This is a genomic window from Methanomassiliicoccaceae archaeon DOK, assembly GCA_009911715.1.
Taxonomy (GTDB): Archaea; Thermoplasmatota; Thermoplasmata; order Methanomassiliicoccales; family Methanomethylophilaceae; genus Methanoprimaticola.
Genome location: CP047880.1, coordinates 1,689,735 through 1,709,491, shown reverse-complemented (window position 1 = coordinate 1,709,491; position 19,757 = coordinate 1,689,735). Strand labels below are relative to the sequence as shown.

18 protein-coding genes and 1 tRNA gene are annotated in these 19,757 nt (G+C 59.8%); 7 read left to right on the top strand and 12 right to left on the bottom strand.

The window, feature by feature from the left end:
* Positions 1–5 precede the first annotated feature (5 nt).
* The 4 genes from JS82_08620 (at position 6) to JS82_08605 (ending at position 3,703) form a co-directional block, all read left to right on the top strand.
* Positions 6–464, top strand: a complete 459-nt coding sequence (locus tag JS82_08620) for a MarR family transcriptional regulator (GenBank protein ID QHK18161.1) — start codon at positions 6–8, stop codon at positions 462–464.
* A 267-nt stretch (positions 465–731) separates the two neighbouring features.
* The gene (locus JS82_08615; protein ID QHK18160.1) at positions 732–2,279 is read left to right on the top strand and encodes an MFS transporter; all 1,548 of its coding nucleotides are present in this window, start codon (positions 732–734) and stop codon (positions 2,277–2,279) included.
* A gap of 63 nt (positions 2,280–2,342) precedes the next feature.
* Positions 2,343–2,900, top strand: coding sequence for a sugar O-acetyltransferase (locus tag JS82_08610; GenBank protein ID QHK18159.1), 558 nt, complete (start codon positions 2,343–2,345; stop codon positions 2,898–2,900).
* Positions 2,900–3,703: a hypothetical protein gene (locus tag JS82_08605; GenBank protein QHK18158.1), complete on the top strand. Its 804-nt coding sequence runs from the start codon at positions 2,900–2,902 to the stop codon at positions 3,701–3,703. The genes JS82_08610 and JS82_08605 overlap by 1 nt, the downstream gene beginning before the upstream one ends.
* 209 nt (positions 3,704–3,912) lie before the next feature.
* Here the strand turns inward: JS82_08605 and JS82_08600 are convergent, their stop codons facing one another.
* The 8 genes from JS82_08600 to JS82_08565 form a co-directional block, all read right to left on the bottom strand.
* Positions 3,913–4,338: a flavodoxin gene (locus JS82_08600; GenBank protein ID QHK18157.1), complete on the bottom strand. Its 426-nt coding sequence runs from the start codon at positions 4,336–4,338 to the stop codon at positions 3,913–3,915.
* Between the two features lie 50 nt (positions 4,339–4,388).
* Entirely contained in the window at positions 4,389–5,735 is a 1,347-nt protein-coding gene (locus JS82_08595; GenBank protein ID QHK18156.1) for an AAA family ATPase, read from the bottom strand.
* A gap of 209 nt (positions 5,736–5,944) precedes the next feature.
* Positions 5,945–6,307, bottom strand: a complete 363-nt coding sequence (locus JS82_08590; protein QHK18155.1) for a 4Fe-4S dicluster domain-containing protein — start codon at positions 6,305–6,307, stop codon at positions 5,945–5,947.
* 4 nt (positions 6,308–6,311) lie between these two features.
* On the bottom strand, positions 6,312–7,391 hold the full coding sequence (locus JS82_08585; GenBank protein ID QHK18154.1) for an NADH-quinone oxidoreductase subunit D: 1,080 nt from the start codon (positions 7,389–7,391) through the stop codon (positions 6,312–6,314).
* Positions 7,391–7,765, bottom strand: a complete 375-nt coding sequence (locus JS82_08580) for an NADH-quinone oxidoreductase subunit C (GenBank protein ID QHK18153.1) — start codon at positions 7,763–7,765, stop codon at positions 7,391–7,393. Before JS82_08580 ends, JS82_08585 begins: the two co-directional genes overlap by 1 nt.
* On the bottom strand, positions 7,762–8,205 hold the full coding sequence (nuoB, locus tag JS82_08575; GenBank protein QHK18152.1) for an NADH-quinone oxidoreductase subunit NuoB: 444 nt from the start codon (positions 8,203–8,205) through the stop codon (positions 7,762–7,764). The genes JS82_08580 and nuoB overlap by 4 nt, the downstream gene beginning before the upstream one ends.
* Positions 8,206–8,215: 10 nt before the next feature.
* The gene (locus tag JS82_08570) at positions 8,216–9,085 is read right to left on the bottom strand and encodes an NADH-quinone oxidoreductase subunit H (GenBank protein ID QHK18151.1); all 870 of its coding nucleotides are present in this window, start codon (positions 9,083–9,085) and stop codon (positions 8,216–8,218) included.
* Positions 9,082–10,980 carry an NADH-quinone oxidoreductase subunit L gene (locus JS82_08565; protein ID QHK18440.1) on the bottom strand — a complete coding sequence of 633 codons (1,899 nt, stop codon included), beginning with the start codon at positions 10,978–10,980 and terminating at the stop codon, positions 9,082–9,084. The genes JS82_08570 and JS82_08565 overlap by 4 nt, the downstream gene beginning before the upstream one ends.
* 214 nt (positions 10,981–11,194) lie before the next feature.
* Here JS82_08565 and JS82_08560 point away from each other — a divergent pair, with 214 nt between their 5' ends.
* The 3 genes from JS82_08560 to JS82_08550 are packed head-to-tail and all read left to right on the top strand — an operon-like array spanning position 11,195 to position 15,755.
* Positions 11,195–12,514, top strand: coding sequence for a hypothetical protein (locus JS82_08560; GenBank protein ID QHK18150.1), 1,320 nt, complete (start codon positions 11,195–11,197; stop codon positions 12,512–12,514).
* Positions 12,515–12,518: 4 nt separating this feature from the next.
* Complete coding sequence (gene glpK / locus JS82_08555) at positions 12,519–14,027, top strand: glycerol kinase GlpK (GenBank protein QHK18149.1); 1,509 nt, start codon at positions 12,519–12,521, stop codon at positions 14,025–14,027.
* Positions 14,028–14,060: 33 nt separating this feature from the next.
* Positions 14,061–15,755, top strand: a complete 1,695-nt coding sequence (locus JS82_08550; protein ID QHK18148.1) for an FAD-dependent oxidoreductase — start codon at positions 14,061–14,063, stop codon at positions 15,753–15,755.
* On the opposite strand, the gene JS82_08545 is transcribed toward JS82_08550, so the two are convergent.
* From JS82_08545 to ilvB, 4 genes are all read right to left on the bottom strand, one after another.
* Positions 15,683–16,276: a hypothetical protein gene (locus JS82_08545; GenBank protein ID QHK18147.1), complete on the bottom strand. Its 594-nt coding sequence runs from the start codon at positions 16,274–16,276 to the stop codon at positions 15,683–15,685. The two genes, JS82_08550 and JS82_08545, sit on opposite strands and share 73 nt — an antisense overlap.
* Positions 16,277–16,530: 254 nt before the next feature.
* Positions 16,531–16,606: transfer RNA gene (locus JS82_08540), tRNA-Pro, on the bottom strand.
* Positions 16,607–16,664: 58 nt separating this feature from the next.
* A complete protein-coding gene (gene cca / locus JS82_08535; protein QHK18146.1) occupies positions 16,665–17,984 on the bottom strand; it encodes a CCA tRNA nucleotidyltransferase in 1,320 nt (439 codons plus the stop codon).
* Between the two features lie 73 nt (positions 17,985–18,057).
* On the bottom strand, positions 18,058–19,728 hold the full coding sequence (gene ilvB, locus JS82_08530; protein QHK18439.1) for a biosynthetic-type acetolactate synthase large subunit: 1,671 nt from the start codon (positions 19,726–19,728) through the stop codon (positions 18,058–18,060).
* Between the last annotated feature and the right edge of the window lie 29 nt (positions 19,729–19,757).

Genomic DNA, 19,757 nt, shown 5'->3' with positions numbered 1-19,757 from the left:
CTCGAATGGATACGGATGACAGAGGGGACGACGCGATCCGTCTGGTCGTGTCCTTCCCGAAGAAGATGAACCTGTGCATGAAGGGCTATGCGGACAAGTACCTGAGGGACACACGCATCAAACCCCCATACCTCATCCTCATCTTCCATATAGGGAAGAGGGACGGACTGTCACAGAAGGAGCTCATCGACGAGGTCCCGTACGACAAGTCGTACATCTCCACGATGGTCCATGACCTCATAGACCTCGGCCTGGTGTACAACGACAGCTCCGGGAAGCTCCACAGTCTCCATCTCACCGACCAGGGCCGTGACATATTCGCGATGAGCCGCATGATGTTCGAACTCCTGGACAGGAACCTGTTCGACGTTCTGACGGACGAGGAGAAGGAGGTTCTCGCCGAGATCATGAGGAAGCTCGACGACAGGGCGGACCGCATAATGGAGAGTCTGACCAAGGGATAAGGACTGTAGTTGACAATACAACTATTTTTACAAACAGGACAAACATCGTCTTGTTTTCAAACCAATTATATACATTTCACAAAAAACCGTGAAAATCAAACCCATTGTACGGACGTGCATCATCATTTTAGTTGATTTCACAATTCAAAACGTACTTATACAACATCTTGCTCAAGGGTATTTCTGTCAAGAATCCTGGGAGGGATTCCTATAGCAGCCGAACAAATCACATACAAGAACATCGACCCGAAGGTGCGCAACACCATCATGATTGGTCTGTGCGTAGCCATGCTCGGGGCGTGTTTCGACGGTACGATCGTCGGTACCATCGGAACCAAACTGGCGGAGGACCTGGGCGGTCTCAGCCTGTATGCCTGGATGACCACGGCGTACCTCCTCTGCGAGACGATCATGATCCCCATCGCGGGAAAGCTTTCTGATATCTACGGTAGGAAGCCCCTGTTCCTCATCGGTCTCGGGCTCTTCGCTGTCGGTTCTGTGTGCGCCGGTCTGTCCTCCAACATGGAGATGTTCATCGTCTGCCGTGCCGTCCAGGGAGTCGGCGGAGGTATCCTGATCCCCGTCGCCACGGCTGCCGTCGCGGACCTGTACTCCCCCCGTGAGAGGGCCAGGATGCAGGGTATTCTCGGTGCCATATTCGGTGTCGGAAGCGGAATCGGACCCCTCATCGGAGGGTACATCGAGGGTGCCATAAGCTGGCACTGGTGCTTCTACATCAACATCCCTCTCGCGCTCATCGCGTTCATCCTCACCATCAAGAAGTTCCCCACACCTGTCAACGACGGTGAGAAGCACATCGACGTCAAGGGAATCGCCTTCCTCTCGCTGCTGCTCCTGGACGTCCTGCTCCTGATCGAGTTCGGAGGAAAGGAGTTCGAGTGGGCGAGCATCGAGACGGCCGCTATGGTCATCATCGCCATCGTCCTCGTCGTCGTGTTCGTGAAGGTCGAGCACAAGGCCATCGACCCCATCCTCGCACCCCATCTGATACACAACAAGACAGTCATCATGGCGGCCATCTTCATGGCGATCTTCGGAATCGGAATGATAGGCGCCATGATGTTCACGAACATGCTCGCAGTGGGTGTCTTCGGACTGACCACGCTCGAAGCCGGAATATGGTCCCTGGCCATGGTCGCCGGAATGATGATCACATCCATCTCCTCCGGAGCCCTCGTCGAGAGGACCGGGTACAAGCCCTGGCTCATCGTCGGACCCATACTGTGCTTCCTGGGACTGTTCTACCTCTCGGGCATGACCGTCGATCCCGACATGGTCCTGCAGATGGCCGGTAACGCGGACTACCTCCAGGAGCTGTACATGACCAGATACCTCATCGGAACCTTCATCCTCGGACTCGGTCTGGGATGCATGATGTCCGTCGTGATGTCCGCAGTCCAGAACAGCTCCAAGCCCACCGAGATGGGAATGACGACATCGTCCGTCAACCTCATCAGGTCGATCGGAACGACCATGGGTACCGCGATCTTCACCATGATCATCAACGGACGCATCAGTGGGGAGCTGATGAACTTCGTTCCCGACTACCTTCCCGAGGAGGTCTTCAACAGCATCCCCCACGACACTGGTGTCCTCGAGGCCATCGTCTCGTATCCCCAGTACGCGCCGCAGATCCTGTCGGCGTTCAGCAACAGTGTCGACTTCTCCTTCCTCGCCGGAGGATGCATTATCCTGATCCTCGTGATCGTCGGAATCTTCTTCAAGGCCCAGAAGCCGGAGGAGGATCCCGAGTTCGAGGCGGTCAAGCACAAGATCGAGAGCGGTGAGGAGTGATCCCCACGGAAACCGGGAGGGGTGACCCTTCCCATTTTCTATCCAAACCCCTTTCACATCCTCATGGATTTTCTGGAACGCAGCCGTCGCGGCATGGTCACGAGCAAGACCGACGAGGACATCGGTGTCTTCATGGAGGCCGTGAACAGGGCTCACACCTTGTGCGAGATGTTCAACACCCCCCAGACCCCCTCCGACAGGAGGAAGGAGATACTGGAGGAGCTGTTCGGGCAGGAGCTGGACGATGTCGCCGTGTATCCGACGTTCAGGTGCGACGTCGGCAGGAACATAACCTTCGGCAGGGGCGTCCTGATCAACTTCGACTGCGTCATCCTGGACAGCGCCGAGGTCGTCATCGGGGACCATGTCCTGATAGGTCCAAAGGTCTGCATAGTAACCCCGAGTCACAAGTTCTCTCCGGATATGAGGCGGAACATAGTCACACGTGCCGAGAAGATCGTGATAGGGGATGACGTCTGGATCGGTGCCGGCGCAATAGTCCTCCCAGGAGTCACCATCGGTGAAGGCGCCATCATCGGCGCCGGCGCGGTGGTGACGAAGGACGTTCCGGCCGGGGAGACATACGTCGGTGTCCCCGCCAGGAGCATAGGGGCGGTATGATGGAGCCTGTGCGCCTCTCCATGGTGTCGATGAACTCGGCCCTTGGGGATGCCGAGGGCAACCTCTCGAGGATGTTGGCACTATGCGACTCCGCCGTGTCCGGGGGTGCCGACATCGTCTGCTTCCCGGAACTCTGCCTATCCGGATACTCCATGCCAGGCAGCGCCGATGCGGTCATGTCTATCGATTCCCCCGCGGTCGGAGCGGTGGTGGACAAATCCCGTGAGTCAGGCGTCTGCATCTGCTTCGGGTTCGTGGACCATGGGCCCAGCATAGCTCAGGCGGTCGTCGAGGGCGGAAGGGTCCTGGGCGTGTACCGCAAGACCCATCTCGGAGAGAGGGAGGCAGGAGTCATGGTCTCGGGAGACAGACTCGATGTCATCCGCACGTCGAAGGCGGTTCTGGGAGTGCAGATCTGCTGGGAGGCGCATTTTCCGGAGATCTCATGCACATACGCGCTGAAGGGAGCGGACATAATCCTCATGCCCTTCGCGTCCAATCTCGGAGGCGAGCGCAGGAGGTCGTCATGGGACAGGATCCTGCCCGCGAGGGCCTACGACAACACGGTCTATGTGGGGGCGTGCAACGGATACGGCCCCACGGGGTCCGGCACGGAACTGGGTGGAGGAGCCATCATCTACGACGCCAGGGGCAACAAGCTCGCGGAGGACTTCTCCGGCGAGTGCATCGTGACCGCGGATCTCGATCCGGAGCCGCTGGAGGTAATCAGGGCGGAGGGGTACGTGTCTATGAAGGATGTGTACTTCCTGGACAAAAGGCGTCCGGAGATCTACTTCAGATGAGGTTTGGGGGACATCAGGTGTTGCACCCGGCCGGGTGATACTAGGTAACGGCAATGATTGTGGCCGGGTGCGAGTGATGTGAGTATCGGCTTGCTTGTTTCACAGTCTCCTTATGTCCACCTCCCTCAGTTCCTCGTTCTTCCCATCCTCGGGCATGTCGTAGTCCGCCGACATCCCCTTTCCTCTCGCCAGCTGGCGAATGTCTAGTGTCATGAGCACATCATGGCTCCGAGCTTTCTGCAGTCCTCGGCTTCCGTATCGTTCGGATAGAGGTTGGCGATGACGCCGTCGTTCGCGAGGTCCGCGCCGGCGGCCCTGCATCTGTCCGCCCAGTCCCTCATCCACTGTCCGTCGCCCCAGTCATAGGATCCGAAGATCCCGACCTTCTTGCCGAAGAGCAGTCCCTCCACAGCTGTGAACATGGGTTCGAAGATGTCCTCCTCGAGGATCTCGTCGCCCATAGCGGGGCACCCGAACGCTATCGCGTCGTAGGCGGACACCCTGTCGGGTCCGAAGTTGTCCGCGGTGATGATCTCTGCACTGCCACCGGCCGACTGGATTCCCTCGGCCACGAATTTGGCCATGGCTTCGGTGTTCCCGGTGTCGCTCCAATAGACGACTGCTACGTTCGACATAATTTAGGATAACCTAAACTGAGTATTTATAGTTTAGGAATACCTAATAATTAGATGAACATGGTCATGTATGCTGGTAGATATGTGATGTTCCCGTCGACACGGAGGTCTTTGGTGTGAATCACATAGGCATGGTCTGCGACAGACTTGTATTTGGTGAGGAATCTGTCCAGGGATATGTGGCTTGTCGAGCTTGCCCCAGATTTGACCTCTACCGGCAGGACTTTGCCATCCTTCACAAGAAGGAAATCTACCTCCTGTGGGTTGTTTGTCTCCTCCACCAGGAATCTGCAGAATAGAAGTTCGTAGTTCTTTGCCACGAGTTCCTGTGCAACCATGTTTTCCAGCAGCATCCCTTTGTTGACATTCAGCTTTCCTCTCAACATCATGTCGTAGAGTTCTGAGTAGGTGTCTACGTTAGACAGAAATGATGCAGAGATCAGAAGCCCCGTATCAAGCATGTACAGCTTGAAGGAGTGATCATTGATGCTCAGTCCCATGGCCGGTCCTGGATCGGACACGTCATGGCAGACGTTCACCATCTTTGATTCTCCGAGCCATACCACTGAGTCGAAGTATTCGCGGGTTCTGGAGCCCTTTTTCAATTGCGATGGTGAGAAGCGTTTGTCATGCTTGGACAGAAGTGCGGGTATACGGTCCAAAATGCGTCTTGCTTTAGAGCCTTTGTCCGATTTGAATTTGACAGTATCATCCCTGTACAGGTCAATGATCGTCCTTTTCACGGTTTCGACTTCATCGAAATTGTTGCTTTCAACGAACGCCTCTACCGCCTGAGGCATGCCTCCGACCAACATGTACGTGGTGTACTTCCTCATCAGATGTTTGTGTACCGAGTTCCCCAGAGGAGTGAGGGACATGAACGATTCTCTAAGGAGGTCTACCGTCGTGACGTCTCCCTGAGCCCACAGGAATTCTTCAAAGTCCAACGGATGCATCTGTATGCGCATCTCTTCAGATGGGATGAGGATTCCTTCTACGTTCTGTTTAAACGATATGAGAGAACCTGTCTCAATGTAGCTGTAACGTCCATCCTTGACAAGGTGCTTGATGAGCTGTCTGGCGGGTGGGAATGCCTGTACCTCATCGAATATGACGACGCTCTTTCCTTTTTTCAACGCTGTGCTGTATCTGAATTGAAGCTGGCGGAACAGGGTGTCAAGGTCGTCTGAATAGTCTTTGAACCACTGTTTGGTCTCATCAGTGGCTGTGGTGAAGTCAATCAGGAGGTAGCTCTCATACTCTTTTTTTGCAAACTCCTCGACTATCGTTGTTTTACCGACGCGACGAGCGCCTTCGATGAGTAGCGCATATTTGTTGCTGTATCTGTCTTTCCAATCCAGCATTTTTGTGTATATCTTCCTTCTGAATGCCGCCATGATATTTAGTTGTTAAATAACAACACCTATTTTAAAAATTTTATCAATGAACGTTACACCTATAGTGATAACAATCTCTATTGAAAATACACCTATTCTAAAATGAAGCAGAGTTCTGAGGGTTTGCGGACAAAACTCGTGGTTTGGAACCAAATCGCATGGACCAAGATATAGTGTGGAAAGGAGGTCCTCGCGGACCCCCTGTTTGTTCACTGGTTTTCTTCCTTCGGTTTCTCCGGGATTGGGAACGTCTCGATGACCTTCTCGGCACTGGGGGCCGTGTATCCCGGAAGGATGCTCAGGCACTTCTTCGGACAGGACTCGACGCAGTAACCGCACTGTATGCAGCTCATCCTGTCTATCGTCAGTGTCCTGGCCCCCTTATCGACCTTGATCGCATCGGTGGGGCACTTCTTCCCGCAGATGTTGCACGTTATGCAGTTGGAGGGGTCGAACTCGATGTGCCCCCTGCTCCTCTCGGGATACTCCCTGGGAACCGACGGGTACAACCTGGTCTCCGGCTTGGAGAACAGGTTGCGGATCAGCCTGCCGCCGAACTTCATCACGGCCATGCTATCAGCGCTCCGTGCAGCTGATGCAGGGATCTATGGTGATGACCAGCATGGACACGTCCTGGAGGTTGCATCCCTGCAGCATCCTCGTCATGGCGGGGATGTTGATGTTCGTGGGTGTTCTGACCCTCGCACGGCTCAGGAACTTGGATCCGTTGCCCTGCACGTAGTAGAATCCCTCCCCGCGGGGCTGCTCCACGCGGAAGACATAGTCTCCCACGGGCGCGTTGCCCTTGACGGGAACGGACACATCGCCGTCGGGCAGGTCTCTGACAGCGTTCCTGATCATGTCGAGGGACTGCATGATCTCGTCCACCCTGACCATGCACCTGGACCAGCAGTCGCCGTCGTCGTACAGGACAGGGGAGAATCCCAGGTCCCTGTACATGGGGTTGGCGGACCTGACGTCGTTGTTGACGCCGGATCCTCTGGCGACGGGACCGACGGCGCTCAGGTCTATGATGTCCTCGCGGCTCAGGACGCCGGTTCCACACAGCCTGTTCCTGACTGATGTGTCCTTCATGAACACCAGGCCGGTTTTCCTCATCTCGTCCTCGATCATGTCGCAGGTGTCCTTGACCATCTTGAGCATCTCCGGTGTGAGGTCCTTCCTGACCCCGCCGACCTTGCAGAAGGACATGACCACCCTTCCGCCGGTGATTGCCTCGAAGACGTCCAGGACCCTCTCCCTGATTCTCCAGCAGTGCATGAACAGGCTGTCGAACCCGAGTCCGTCGGCCAGGAGTCCCAGCCACAGCAGATGGCTGTGGACCCTGGACAGCTCATGGAACATGATCCTCAGGCATTCGGCCCTGTCCGGGATCTGGACGCTCATCAGGCCCTCCACGGCTCCGGCGTAGCCCCAGCCGTGGCCGAAGCTGCAGATCCCGCAGACCCTCTCCATGACGTAGATCATGTCGTTGTAGTCCCTCTTCTCAGCCAGCTTCTCGAGTCCGCGGTGCACGTACCCTATCGAGGGGATGGCGCGCACGACGGTCTCATCCTCGAGCTCCAGGTCCAGGTGGACCGGTTCGGGGAGTGCGGGGTGCTGAGGGCCGAACGGGACGATCGTTCTCTTTCCCATCAGGATCCCTCCTTCGGTGCGGCCTCGGGCCCCTTCCACGGAGCCTTGCAGCTCATGCGGAAGAAGTTGCCCTTGTAGTCCAGCTTGCTGTCGGTGAACTCGACGTCGAAGAGGTCGTGGACCTCGTTCTCGTATACGAACGCGGCCCAGTACCAGGGCGTGATGCTTCCAACGGTCTGTCCGAACGGGACGGCAACCTTCAGGTTCCTGATGGCGAAATCCTTGTCGAAGCTGTACAGGATCTCCGTGTGGCCCTCCTTGGTCACTCCGCAGAGCTGCACCAGTCTGTATCCCTCGGACTTCAGATTCTCAGCCATCCCCGGGATGTCCTCGGGGGAGACCGTCTCGAACGTCTGTTTGGTTTCTTCGGTCATTTCTTCCCCTCCTTCTCGCGGAGCTTAAGGCGTTTCTTCTCGAGGACGTCGAGTCCCTTGACGACCCCGTCTATGATCGCTTCGGGCCTGGCGGCGCACCCGGGGACGTAGACATCCACCGGGATGATCTTGTCGACCCCTCCGATTATGTTGTAGCAGTCCCTGAAGATCCCGCCGGAGCAGGCGCAGATGCCGACCGCGACGACGACCTTGGGCTCGGGCATCTGGTCGTAGAGCTGTTTCACGACCTCCTTGTTCTGGTCGTTCACGGCACCCGTGATCAGGAATATGTCCGCCTGCTTGGGATCGCCGGTGTTGATCACGCCGAACCTCTCCACGTCGTAGACGGGGGTGAGGCAGGCGAGCACCTCGATGTCGCATCCGTTGCAGCTCGAGGCGTCGTAGTGCATTATCCATGGTGATTTCGTTGTTCCAGACATACAGATCGCCTCATATCAGAAGGAGCACGGCCACGTTGCCGACTCCGAGTATCAGTCCGATCACCCATCCGCTCTTCAGTGCGGTCTGCCACTTCATCCTGGCGAAACCGTTGTCTATCCAGGTCTCCAGGATCCATGCCAGCAGGGCGATGATTATTCCGACAACCGCTCCGACCCATGTGCCGTCCGCGAAGAACAGGGCCATCATGCCCAGGAGCATGATCGACTCGTACCAGTGGGCGATCTCGAGGGACGCGTAGGTCCTTCCGCTGAACTCGGTCGCCATTCCCCTCACGATGTCCTGGTGGGCGTGGTGGGAGAGGCTGAGGTCGAACGGGGACTTCCTGAGCTTCATCGTCAGTCCGAACAGGAACGCCAGGAACACACCGAGCAGCGGGACGAACGCCATCGACCCGCTCTCCGCGATGTCAGCCACATTGAAGCTGCCCGTCTCCAGGTAGTAGCAGATGGCCATCAGCAGGATGATCGGCTCGTAGGCCATGGCGACGTACAGCTCCCTCTGTGCCCCGATCTGGGCGTAGACGGAACCCGAGGAGTACGCGGCCAGGACCAGGAAAGTTTCGGACAGCGTCAGGGTGAAGATGATCAGCAGCAGGTCCTGCCCGGTGAAGAACAGGACTCCAGTGACTATCGTGAACAGCAGGAACACCATGACGTAGAAGTCCTGCACCTTGTTGGGCGTGACCTGCTCCTTGGCGAGGAACTTCTTCACATCGTACCACGGCTGGAGCACAGGCGGCCCCTTGCGGCTCTGCATCCTGGCGGCGATCTTCCTGTCTATTCCCGCGAGGATGCATCCTATGAGGGGTCCGATGACGATGAACAAGATCCCCGCAACGATCCAAATCCAGTCACTCATATGGAAACACCTCCGATGATGGCGAGAATGACGATGACGATGACAACCGCCGTCACGACCTCGCCTATCCTCCCGACACGGCTCTCGCCGAACCAGGGGTTCATGTACCAGTTCCTGAGGCTGACATCGACCGTCGCCCCCATCGATCCGACGTAGGACTGGTCGTCGATCCCCACTCCTGCCATGTAGTTGGGCACGATCTTCTTCTTGGTCCTGCCGAAGAAGGGCAGGGGCAGGAGGACGAGCACGATGACCATGAGGATGACGATGTACATGTTGTTGGACTCCAGCAGCGGCACCAGTGCGCCGGATCCGACATCGAACACACCCTCGAGGTAGGGAACGATGGCCTCCGATGACATGACCGGATAGAGGACACAGACCGCGATGGTGAGGATGGCGAGGCATCCGAGCACGAACCACTCCTGCTTGCGGACGGTCTCCTCGCAGTTCTCCGCATTGGATGCGGTGCACGCGAGCTTGCCCAGCCACTTGGTCCAGTAGAACGATGTGACCGCGCTTCCGAACACGATGCAGGCGATGAGGACGATGTACTCGCTGTCGACGAATGACGTCATCGCCGCCCACTTGGATATGAGCATACCGAACGGGGCGAGGAACATGCCGGCGATTCCGATCATCATCATGATGGCCAGCTTCGGCATCCTGACGAACAGTCCGTCCATGTCCTCTATGTCCCTGCTGCCTATGTGGTGCTCGGCCGTACCGACGCAGAGGAACATCATGGACTTGGTTATCGCGTGGAACACCATCAGCATGATTCCGGCCCAGACCGCCTCGGGCGTTCCGACACCGGCGCACGCCACGATCAGACCGAGGTTGGCGATGGTGGAGTACGCGAGGACCCTCTTGGCATTGGACTGCGAGATCGCCGCCATGGACGCCAGGAGGAACGTGAGGCCTCCGACGGACATCACCATGTAGCCGACCAGGTTGGGATCGCCGTCGGTCATCATCAGCGGGGAGAGCTTCAGGACCATGAACACTCCCGCCTTGACCATGGTGGACGAGTGCAGGAGAGCGGATGTGGGGGTGGGCGCGACCATGGCGCCGAGGAGCCACGTGTGCACGGGCATCTGGGCCGCCTTGACCATCCCTGCCACGCAGAGCAGGCCAACGACCAGGAGCAGCCACTGCTCGCCGCTGTCGCCGGCGAGGAGTGACTCCATGTCGAGGTAACCGTACTCGGACGCGAGCACCATGAGGGCCGCGAGGAAACAGATCCCGCCCACGAGGTTGAATATCAGCTGTCTGAACGAGTTGTTGACCGCCTCCTCCGTCTTCGTGTAGCCGATGAGGGCGAAGGAGCACAGTGTGGTGATCTCCCAGAAGAAGAACATCCAGACGAGGTCATTGGACAGGACGATGCCGTACATCGCGCTAAGGAAAGTGTACAGCAGGAAGAAGAACCACGGCCTGCGGTCCTTCTCGTCCTTGTGGTGCTCCTGGAAGTCCCTCATGTAGCCGACCGCATATACGCAGATCAGGCTGCCGATTATTCCGATGATCAGCACCATTATGATGGACAGGTCGTCTATGTACAGTGCTTTCTCGACCTCGATGCCCTCCTTCAGGGCGAACTCGAAGTACAATGACATGCAGAGCTGCACCAGTCCCAGGGCCGATGCCGCGTATTTCTTGTGCTTTATTCCCAGATAGATTATGACGAGTCCCAGGATGACCTCGACGACGAACATGAGGGTGCCTATCGTCTCGCTGTGGAACCCGAACGTCTGGGGCTCACCCAAGTAGCTGTACGCCACCCAGACCGATGACAGGATGATGATCGCCGCCGCGACCTCGGCAATCGCCGCCCTGGCCCTGTCGTTCCTGACGACCAGGAGTAGGCATGCCGCGATGAACGGTACGACCATCATGAACAGGATATCATTCATGAGCCGACACCTGATTTCCCGAAGGTCGTGGTATATAAATGAAACTTCAGATATCATTCAGACATCGACGAAGTTTCGTTCGTATCCGAAGGATTCCGACCCGATGTCCGAGAGGCATGCCAGCCCTGTCTCCGGGTGAAGGTCCGAGGTCCAAAACGTGTTCTTTAATTATGTTCCAATGGAATACGGGACTATGGATGGATGCGTGGGTCGCTCTGAGGAGCTGAAGTACCTGGAGGGTGTGTATGAGAAGGTGCCTGTAGCGTGCGCCATATGCGGTCGCCGCCATCTGGGGAAGACCACGCTGTTGCGCGCGTTCTGCGCGGACAAACCGCACGTGTATTTGACCGGCGTGCCGGGCCTGAAGTCGGACAACATCGAGGAGATGTGCCGCAACATCTCGAGGTTCGCAGGCAGGGACGTCCACTTCGAGGACATCATGGACCTCTTCCCGGCTCTGAAGAGCCTCTGCGGGAAGAGGAGGGTCGTGGTCATCATCGACCGCTACAGCGACCTGGTCTACAACTTCCCGGAGTTCAACTCGTACCTCCGCACCTTCATGAACCGCGAGTTGCCGGGAACCAAGATGATGCTCATGGTCTGCGACAACGACAGCTCCATCTTCGGCAGGTTCTACTACACCCTGGACCTGAAGCCCATGACGTATCTGGAGTGCAAGGGCTTCCATCCCGACTACACGCCGCTGGAGCATCTGACCGCGTACAGCATCGTCGGGGGGACGCCCGCGTACCAGAGGCTGTTCGTGGGGAAGCCAGAGGAGGTGATCCGCGACCAGTTCTTCGACCACATGTCCGTCTACTCGCTGGAGGCGGAGGGTCTCGTGGCCGCGGAGACGGAGGTCAGCTCCGCCTGCGTCAAGGTGCTGTCTGCCATGGCGTCGGGAGCTCAGAACGTGAGGGACATCGCCGACAGGGCCGACATAAGCGCGTCGTACTGCTCGAAGATGCTGGAGGACATGGAGCACAAGGGGCTCGTCCAGAAGGAGGTGTCTTCCGGGATGTCCCGCAGGGCGGTGTACACGATCGGCAGCAACATCATACGCTTCTTCTACGAGGTCGTCTACAGGTACACCCATCATGTGGAGTTCGAGTCCCCCACGGACTCGTTCGAGCTTGCCAGGGACGACATCGACGCCTACGTGGAGCGCGGGTTCAAGTCCGTGTGCATGGACTACGTGACCCACACGTACGAGTACTCCTTCATAGGGAAGCTCCGCAAGAAGGACGACACCAGCGACTCCATAATCGACTTCGTGGCGTCCGTCAACGCGAACGACGTCAGGAGGATCATGACCGCCAGGTGCAGGCTCCACGGAGCGCCCTTCTCCAGGAAGGACCTGGACGAGCTGATGGACCGCTCCAGGAAGATCGAGGGGTCGAACAAGATGTTCGTCATGTTCTCCGGGGCGGGTTTCGACAGCGACCTGACCGACTACGCCAAGGGGAGCGTGAACGTCCTCCTTCTCAGCCTGGACGACATCTACCGCGGATGATCGCATGACCGGATTCGTCCTCGCCCTGGACGCCGGGACAACGAGCGTCCGCTGCATGCTGTTCGGCCGTCGGGGAGAGGTCCTCGCGGTGTCCCAGAGGGCTCTGAGGCAGATCTACCCGGGTCTGGGGATGGTGGAGCACGACCCGGCCGAGATCAGGGATTCCTGCGTGGGCGTCATACGCGACTGCCTGTCTAGGCCGGGCATAGATCCCGGCGAGTGCGTCGCCATGGGCATAACCAACCAGAGGGAGACCACCGTCGTCTGGGATGCGCGCACGGGGGAGCCTCTGTGCAACGCGATCGTATGGCAGGACCGCAGGACCCACGCCTTCTGCCAGGAGCTCAGGGACCGCGGTCTCGGGGAGACCGTCCTGTCCAAGACGGGACTCCAGGTGGATGCCTACTTCTCCGGGACCAAGTTGAGATGGATCCTCGAGAACGTGCCAGGCGCCCGGGACGGGGCGGAGAGTGGCGACGTCCTCTTCGGGACCGTGGAGTCGTGGCTGATGTGGTGCCTCACCGGGGGAAAGGTCCATGCGACCGACTATTCCAACGCGGCCCGCACGATGATGTTCAACATAACCGACCTCGCATGGGACTTCGAACTCCTGGAGATCCTCGGGATCCCGGAGGCCATGCTGCCGACGTCGTGCCCGCCGGGACATGTGTTCGGCATCACCGATCCCTCCGTCATCGGGGTGTCGGTGCCGATAGCCTCGGCCCTCGGGGACCAGCAGGCGGCTCTTTTCGGTCAGACCTGCTTCGACCGCGGCGATGTGAAGATAACCTTCGGCACAGGCGGGTTCCTGCTGATGAACATCGGCGGGGATCCCAGGATCACGAGCAGGGGCCTCCTGACGACCGTCGCCTGGAACACAGGGGGAGCCACGGAGTACGCGCTAGAAGGATCCATATACATCGCGGGTGCGGCAGTGCAATGGCTGAGGGACGAGCTCCAGATCGTCGAGGAGTCCGCCGAGACCGAGAGGATGGCCGAGAGCGTCGAGGACACCTGCGGATGCTACGTGGTCCCTGCGTTCGTCGGCCTCGGTGCGCCGCACTGGGACCAGAACGCCAGGGGGATCATCATGGGTCTGACCAGGGGCACCAACCGCTGCCACATCGCCCGTGCATCGCTGGAGTCGATAGCCTTCCAGGCCAACGACGTCATAAGGGCGATGGAGGCCGATTCCGGGACCCGTATCCACTCAGTGAAGGTCGACGGCGGTGCGAGCGCGAACAACTTCCTGTGCCAGTTCCTCGCGGACATCACAGGCATGGAGGTAGAGCGCCCCCGTTGCATAGAGTCCACCGCGCTCGGCGCTGCGTACATGGCCGGGCTGACGGTCGGCTTCTGGGACGGCGAGGACGATCTCAGGGATAACTGGTCCCTGGACAGGAGGTTCGTGCCGCAGATGGACGAGGCAGAGCGGCAGGAGCACATCAACGGCTGGAACCGTGCGGTCAGATGTGCCAGACTGTGGTCGGAAACAGACAATTCACAGTGTTAAAATATCTTATCGGCGTTTACTTCTCCGATTCACATGAAGGTTCTGATCATCGGTGGGGTGGCCGGCGGGGCATCCGCGGCCGCGAGGCTCAGGAGGCTGGACGAGGATGCGGAGATCGTGATCCTGGAGCGCACAGGGTACGTGTCTTACGCCAACTGCGGACTCCCGTACTACGTCGGAGGGGTGATCACCGAGAGGGGCAAGCTGACCCTGCAGACCCCGGAGTCGTTCCGGAGGCGCTTCGGCATCGACGTCAGGGTCCGCAACGAGGCCCTGTCTATCGACAGGGATTCCAAGACGGTCAGGGTCAGGAGGCTGGACGACGGCTCCGAGTACGATGAGCCGTACGATGTCCTGATCCTGTCTCCCGGTGCGAAGCCCCTGATGCCGGATATGTCGGGGACGGACGATCCGAGGGTGATGACCATGCGCACGGTGGAGGACACGCTGGCCATGCGCGACTTCGTCATCGCCAACAGACCGCGCAGCGCGGTGGTGGCCGGAGGAGGATACATAGGTCTGGAGGTCGCCGAGAACCTCGCCGGGATGGGCGTGGAGGTCACGCTCGTCCAGCGCCCCGACCACGTCCTGCCGCCACTGGACAGGGACATGGCCGCCGACGTGCACCACTGCCTCAGGGCCAACGGGATCAGGCTCCTGCTGTCCGAGGCGGTCACAGGGTTCGTCACCGACGGCCCCCTGAGGGTGAACCTGAGGAGCGGGCGCACGCTGGACGCGGACATGGCCGTGGTCGCCCTGGGCGTGGTGCCGGAGTCCCATCTGGCGTCAGACGCCGGCCTGGAGACAGGTATCAAGGGGGCTGTCGTCACGGACACGCACATGCGCACCTCCGACCCGAGCATCTACGCCGTCGGAGATGCGGTGCAGGTCAGGGAGTTCGTCTCCGGGACGGACGCTGTCATCTCGCTCGCCGGGCCCGCGAACAGGCAGGGCAGGATAGCGGCGGACAACATCTGCGGGATTCCCAGCGAGTACAGGGGTTCCCAGGGTTCGTCGGTGATTAAGGTGTTCGACATGACCGTCGCCACTACGGGACTCAACGAGAAGACCGCGAAGGCCGCAGGCATCGACTACGACAAGGTCTACACCTACTCAGCATCCCATGCTACCTACTATCCAGGAGCCCGGAACATGTCCGTGAAGACGCTGTTCGAGAGGGGCACCGGGAGGATCCTGGGAGCGCAGATCGTCGGCTACGAGGGGACCGACAAGAGGATCGACGTCATCGCCACCGCGATACGCGCGGGAGGGGACTACAGGCTCCTGGAGGAGCTCGATCTGGCATACGCTCCCCCGTACTCGTCCGCGAAGGATCCCGTGAACATGGCGGGATTCGTGATAGACAACGTGGTGTCAGGCAGGGTCAGGCAGTTCTTCTGGGACGACGTCTCCTCGCTTAGGGAGGACCCGTCCAACCTGTTCGTGGACGTCCGCACCCCCGAGGAGTTCGCCCGTGGGCACATAGAGGGCTCCGTGAACATACCGGTGGACGAGATGAGGGAGAGGATGGCGGAGATCCCCAGGGACAGGAGCATCCGCCTGATATGTCACAGCGCCCTCCGCAGCTACATCGCGGCGAGGATGCTGTCCCAGAGCGGATACGAGTGCAGCCATCTCGCGGGAGGGTTCCGTCTTTACTCCTCGGTGGTGGCTGACATCGCCGTCGGGTCCCCGGACGACCCGCCCTGCGGACAGCCCTCGTCCTGAGTCCTCTTGGAGAAGAGGCTGGAGAACAGGCGAAGGTTGCGCCTGTCCTCCTGGACGGCGGTCCTGAACCTGTCACGGTCCAGGGCCTCCAGGTAGTACGGCCTGAGGTCGGACATGCACACGACCTTGGGCCATCTGCCGTACCTCTCGGCCATGATCCATCTGATCCCGTCCGTGGCCATGCCGAGGGCCGCTCCCTCGGACTTCATTGTCCTGACGAGGTTCTCGGAGGCCTCTCTGAGAGGATGGTTTGCCGCGGTTATCGAGATGACCAGTCCGGGGGCGCGCTCGAGCATCCCGTATGACAGGGTAATGTCGCTATATCCAAGAGTGCGGGCCATCGGGACCACGAGCGCTCTGGAGGTGAGGAACTGGGGGCTCTCCTGTGTCCTGACCCCGCGCCGGGGCGGGATGGTGCGACCTGAGATCACGGTCGCCGACACCCTCCTCCCGAGGGCCAGGTCCAGTTCCGCCACGGATCTCTCGATGGTGTCCATTATCTCGGTTTCGGATGCGCTCATATTGGACCGATTCCAGGTCGATTTTAAGAGCGTTGCAGGGGGAGATGGCCGAACATCCAGGCATCGCATCGGATGTCTGGCACTTTCCGTATGGGTCCGAAAAACATGCAAAGAGTCTTGGAACATGATGCAGAGTGTTGTTCCATCCCGAATGCTCCTGACCGATGGAAGGGTACTGTGTAGTCGGTCTGGATTCGAAGCATCGGAACGTACATCCATCCGCAGGAATCCAAAAACACATCGGATAAAGTAGATGGTGGGCCAGCCCGGATTTGAACCGGGGTCAACGGCTCCCAAAGCCGCAAGTATACCAAGCTAACCCACAGGCCCACTGGAGGAGGCGTATCCTCCGGGAGTTAAAGTTCTTTTTGATGGGTTCGGAAGGACCTCAGACCTCCCAGGGCATCTTGGGGTCCAGCAGCTCCGTCAGGAGCAGCGGGTCGATCCCCGAGAGGGTCCCCTCGTGATCCATCACATGCATTGTGCCGAGGTCCAGTTCCTTCCCTATCCCGGCCATCGGCGCCTCGTTCCTGAGCATGTCGGCGGCGACGGTGTACTGGCGCTCTGACACGACCCTCCACCTTCCGTCCTCTATGAACGGGTCGCCGAAGGGACTGCCCCTCCACTTGGCCATGAACGAGTCGGAGTTCACCCATGCGGGCGGACCCTCGTGCCTGAACGTCTTCGGAAGGACGTCGCGCTCGATCTCGAACACCACTGTCATCCCGTCCCCGTCCATCCTGTGCACCGCGCGGATCACCCCGAAGCCGAAGTCGTCAAGCTTCTTCGCGAAGGCGGTCTGCGTCTTCCAGAGCTGGGAGTGGAGGTTGTCCTCTATGGCGTCGGGCCTGTCGAACGTCGCGGAGACGAGTCTGCTGCCGTGTCCGGCGACGGTGTCGCGAAGCGCTCCGGCGGTCATGGGAGCTCTGCGGTTGGGGAAGAAGAACTCCAATCTCGGCTCGGAGAGGTACGCCCTGGCGGCCACGATGAGCAGGGACAGGGTGTCCAGGTGTACCGCGGATGCCACGTTCCTCTTCGGGTCCACGGGGTCGTAGACGACCAGCGGCGCCACGATCTCAGGTCCGCTGCCCTTGACGGAGATGACGGTCCCGTCCCTCCAGTGGGATGCCGCCTCCAGCACGCCGCGGAACGATCCGAACCTCACGACGAGGAGCTCGCACAGGTATCCCGAGAACCCCCTGGAGTCCTGTTCCGCGCCATAGGTCCCTATCCCCTTCATGAATTTCTTCAGCAGACGGACCTGGTCCCTGCCGCCGTCGTCCAGGTGCGAGTTGATGAACTCCGTGTGGAACGGCGTGCGGTCGACCGCGCTCTTGAGGTGGGCCGTGCTGTCGATCCTGAAGCACGGCACCATGTCCACGTCCAGCCCCTCGAAGTTCCCCCTGGTGTACGGATGGTCGGAGAACATGCGGGTCCCGTGGAGTATGTCCTCCCCGGCCTGCAGGCCGATGAGCCTCATCTCCTGCTCGGACACCGTGTCCGGGAACATCAGGAACAGGTCCAGGTCCGGATCGGACAGGAACGTCCCCTTGGAGAAGGACCCGGCGAACCTGGCCTCGACCTCGATGCCGTGGGATGCGATGTACTCCTCCACGATGCTCTTCAGGCGGTCCGCGCGCTCCTGGATGGAGGCGACGACGTCGGGGGAGGGTACTATCCTTTCCAGCACGCTCTGTTCGAGGTCCATGCGTCGGCGAACATCGGGGAACGATATAATGGTGATGAAAGATTGTTTGCGGGGGCGTGGTCCGCCCCCGTGCTCAGATCCTGAACCCGCAACGGCCCATGACGATGTCCTCCTTGGGGTCGGCGGGTATCATGGGGAGCACGTGCTCGTCCGGGTCCACGGTGATGTCGACGATGCAGGTCCTTCCGCAGTCGCGGGCCTCCTTCAGCGCGTCGGCGATCTCGCCGGGCCTCTCGACCCTGATGCCCTTGGCGCCGAAGGATTCGGCCAGCTTCACGAAGTCCGGGTCGCACCTCAGGGTGGTGGCGGAGTAGCGCTCGTTCCAGAACAGCTTCTGCCACTGCCTGACCATGCCCAGGGTCCCGTTGTTCAGGAGCACCACGGTGACGGGCAGGTCCTCGGCGAGGGATGTCGCCAGCTCCTGCATGACCATCTGCAGTCCGCCGTCGCCCGTGATCGCCATGACGTCCATGTCCGGCTTCGCGGCCTTGGCCCCGATCGCCGCCGGCAGTCCGTAGCCCATGGTTCCGAACGTGCCCGAGGAAAGGAACCTGCGCGGCTTCTCGATGTCGAGGAAGTGCATGGCCCACATCTGGTTCTGGCCCACGTCGGTGGTGACGATGGTGTCGTCTCCGATGAACCTGTTGATCTCGTGCATGACCTTCTGGGGGACGATGGGCGTGCACCCGAAGTCCGGGTCACAGGCACAGTGCTTCTTGAACAGTCTGGCCCTGTCCGCCCAGTCCATGCTGGGGGTGTACGAGGGCCTCAGCGCCTCGATGAGCATGCGCACCGCCTTGGCGGAGTCGCACTGGAGGTTCACCGCGGGGTGCCTGTGCTTGCCGAACTCCGTGGCGTCCAGGTCTATGTGGACGACCCTGCCGTCCGGGCTCCTCATGCGGCTCTTCTGGCTGTACGTCCTGTCGGAGAACCTGCTGCCCACGGATATGATCAGGTCGGCCTCGTTCATGGCGTGGAGGGCCGACATCCTGCCGTGCATCCCCAGCGGGCCCATGCAGAGGTCGTACGTGGACGGGACCACGCCCATGCTCATGAGGGTCGTGTCCACCGGAGCCTGTAGGAGTTCCGAGAGCTCCATGACCTCCCTGTACGCGTTCACGGCGCCGCCACCGACAAGGATTATCGGGCGGTTCGCGGCCCTGATCCACTGGACTGCCTCCTCGAATCCGGAGAGGTCCTCGCACAGGGGCTTGATGCCGTACTCCTCGTCGAGGACGGACTCATCCACCTGGGAGTTCATCTGGTCCACGGGCAGGTCGATGTGGACCGGGCCGGGGCGTCCGGTCTGGCATATCTCCCAGGCCTCGCTCACCGCATGGGGGAGCCTGTTCACGTCCAGGACCCTGAAGTTGTGCTTGGTGATGGGCATCATGACGCTGTACGCGTCGACCTCCTGGAAGGCGCCCAGGCCGAGGGAGCCTGTCCCCACCTGGCCGGTGAACGCCAGCATCGGGACGGAGTCGGCGAATGCCGTGGCGACGCCGGTGACCAGGTTGGTGGCCCCGGGGCCGCTGGTCGCCAGGCACACCCCGGGTCTTCCGGAGGCCCTGGCGTATCCGTCCGCCATGTGCGCGGCGCACTGCTCGTGCCTTACGAGGATGTGCCTCAGGTTCGCGTCGTATAGCTCATCGTAGATGGGGATGACGCTTCCGCCGGGGTATCCGAAGAGCGTGTCGACGCCCTTCCTCTCGAGCATTGTTACCAGTGCCTTCGTGCCTTTCATGTGCATGCCTTCGAGGCTCGTATCCCGCC

Excerpts from the sequence above, each read along its gene's own strand:
- JS82_08605 (QHK18158.1), top strand. The coding sequence starts at position 2,900 with ATGGAGCCTGTGCGCCTCTCCATGGTGTCGATGAACTCGGCCCTTGGG.
- glpK (QHK18149.1), top strand. The coding sequence starts at position 12,519 with ATGACCGGATTCGTCCTCGCCCTGGACGCCGGGACAACGAGCGTCCGC.
- cca (QHK18146.1), bottom strand. The coding sequence starts at position 17,984 with ATGGACCTCGAACAGAGCGTGCTGGAAAGGATAGTACCCTCCCCCGAC.
- nuoB (QHK18152.1), bottom strand. The coding sequence starts at position 8,205 with ATGTCTGGAACAACGAAATCACCATGGATAATGCACTACGACGCCTCG.
- ilvB (QHK18439.1), bottom strand. The coding sequence starts at position 19,728 with ATGAAAGGCACGAAGGCACTGGTAACAATGCTCGAGAGGAAGGGCGTC.
- JS82_08610 (QHK18159.1), top strand. The coding sequence starts at position 2,343 with ATGGATTTTCTGGAACGCAGCCGTCGCGGCATGGTCACGAGCAAGACC.
- JS82_08580 (QHK18153.1), bottom strand. The coding sequence starts at position 7,765 with ATGACCGAAGAAACCAAACAGACGTTCGAGACGGTCTCCCCCGAGGAC.
- JS82_08590 (QHK18155.1), bottom strand. The coding sequence starts at position 6,307 with ATGGCCGTGATGAAGTTCGGCGGCAGGCTGATCCGCAACCTGTTCTCC.
- JS82_08595 (QHK18156.1), bottom strand. The coding sequence starts at position 5,735 with ATGGCGGCATTCAGAAGGAAGATATACACAAAAATGCTGGATTGGAAA.
- JS82_08615 (QHK18160.1), top strand. The coding sequence starts at position 732 with ATGATTGGTCTGTGCGTAGCCATGCTCGGGGCGTGTTTCGACGGTACG.
- JS82_08565 (QHK18440.1), bottom strand. The coding sequence starts at position 10,980 with ATGGTCGTACCGTTCATCGCGGCATGCCTACTCCTGGTCGTCAGGAAC.
- JS82_08620 (QHK18161.1), top strand. The coding sequence starts at position 6 with ATGGATACGGATGACAGAGGGGACGACGCGATCCGTCTGGTCGTGTCC.
- JS82_08585 (QHK18154.1), bottom strand. The coding sequence starts at position 7,391 with ATGGGAAAGAGAACGATCGTCCCGTTCGGCCCTCAGCACCCCGCACTC.
- JS82_08600 (QHK18157.1), bottom strand. The coding sequence starts at position 4,338 with ATGTCGAACGTAGCAGTCGTCTATTGGAGCGACACCGGGAACACCGAA.
- JS82_08545 (QHK18147.1), bottom strand. The coding sequence starts at position 16,276 with ATGAGCGCATCCGAAACCGAGATAATGGACACCATCGAGAGATCCGTG.
- JS82_08570 (QHK18151.1), bottom strand. The coding sequence starts at position 9,085 with ATGAGTGACTGGATTTGGATCGTTGCGGGGATCTTGTTCATCGTCATC.
- JS82_08550 (QHK18148.1), top strand. The coding sequence starts at position 14,061 with ATGAAGGTTCTGATCATCGGTGGGGTGGCCGGCGGGGCATCCGCGGCC.
- JS82_08560 (QHK18150.1), top strand. The coding sequence starts at position 11,195 with ATGGATGGATGCGTGGGTCGCTCTGAGGAGCTGAAGTACCTGGAGGGT.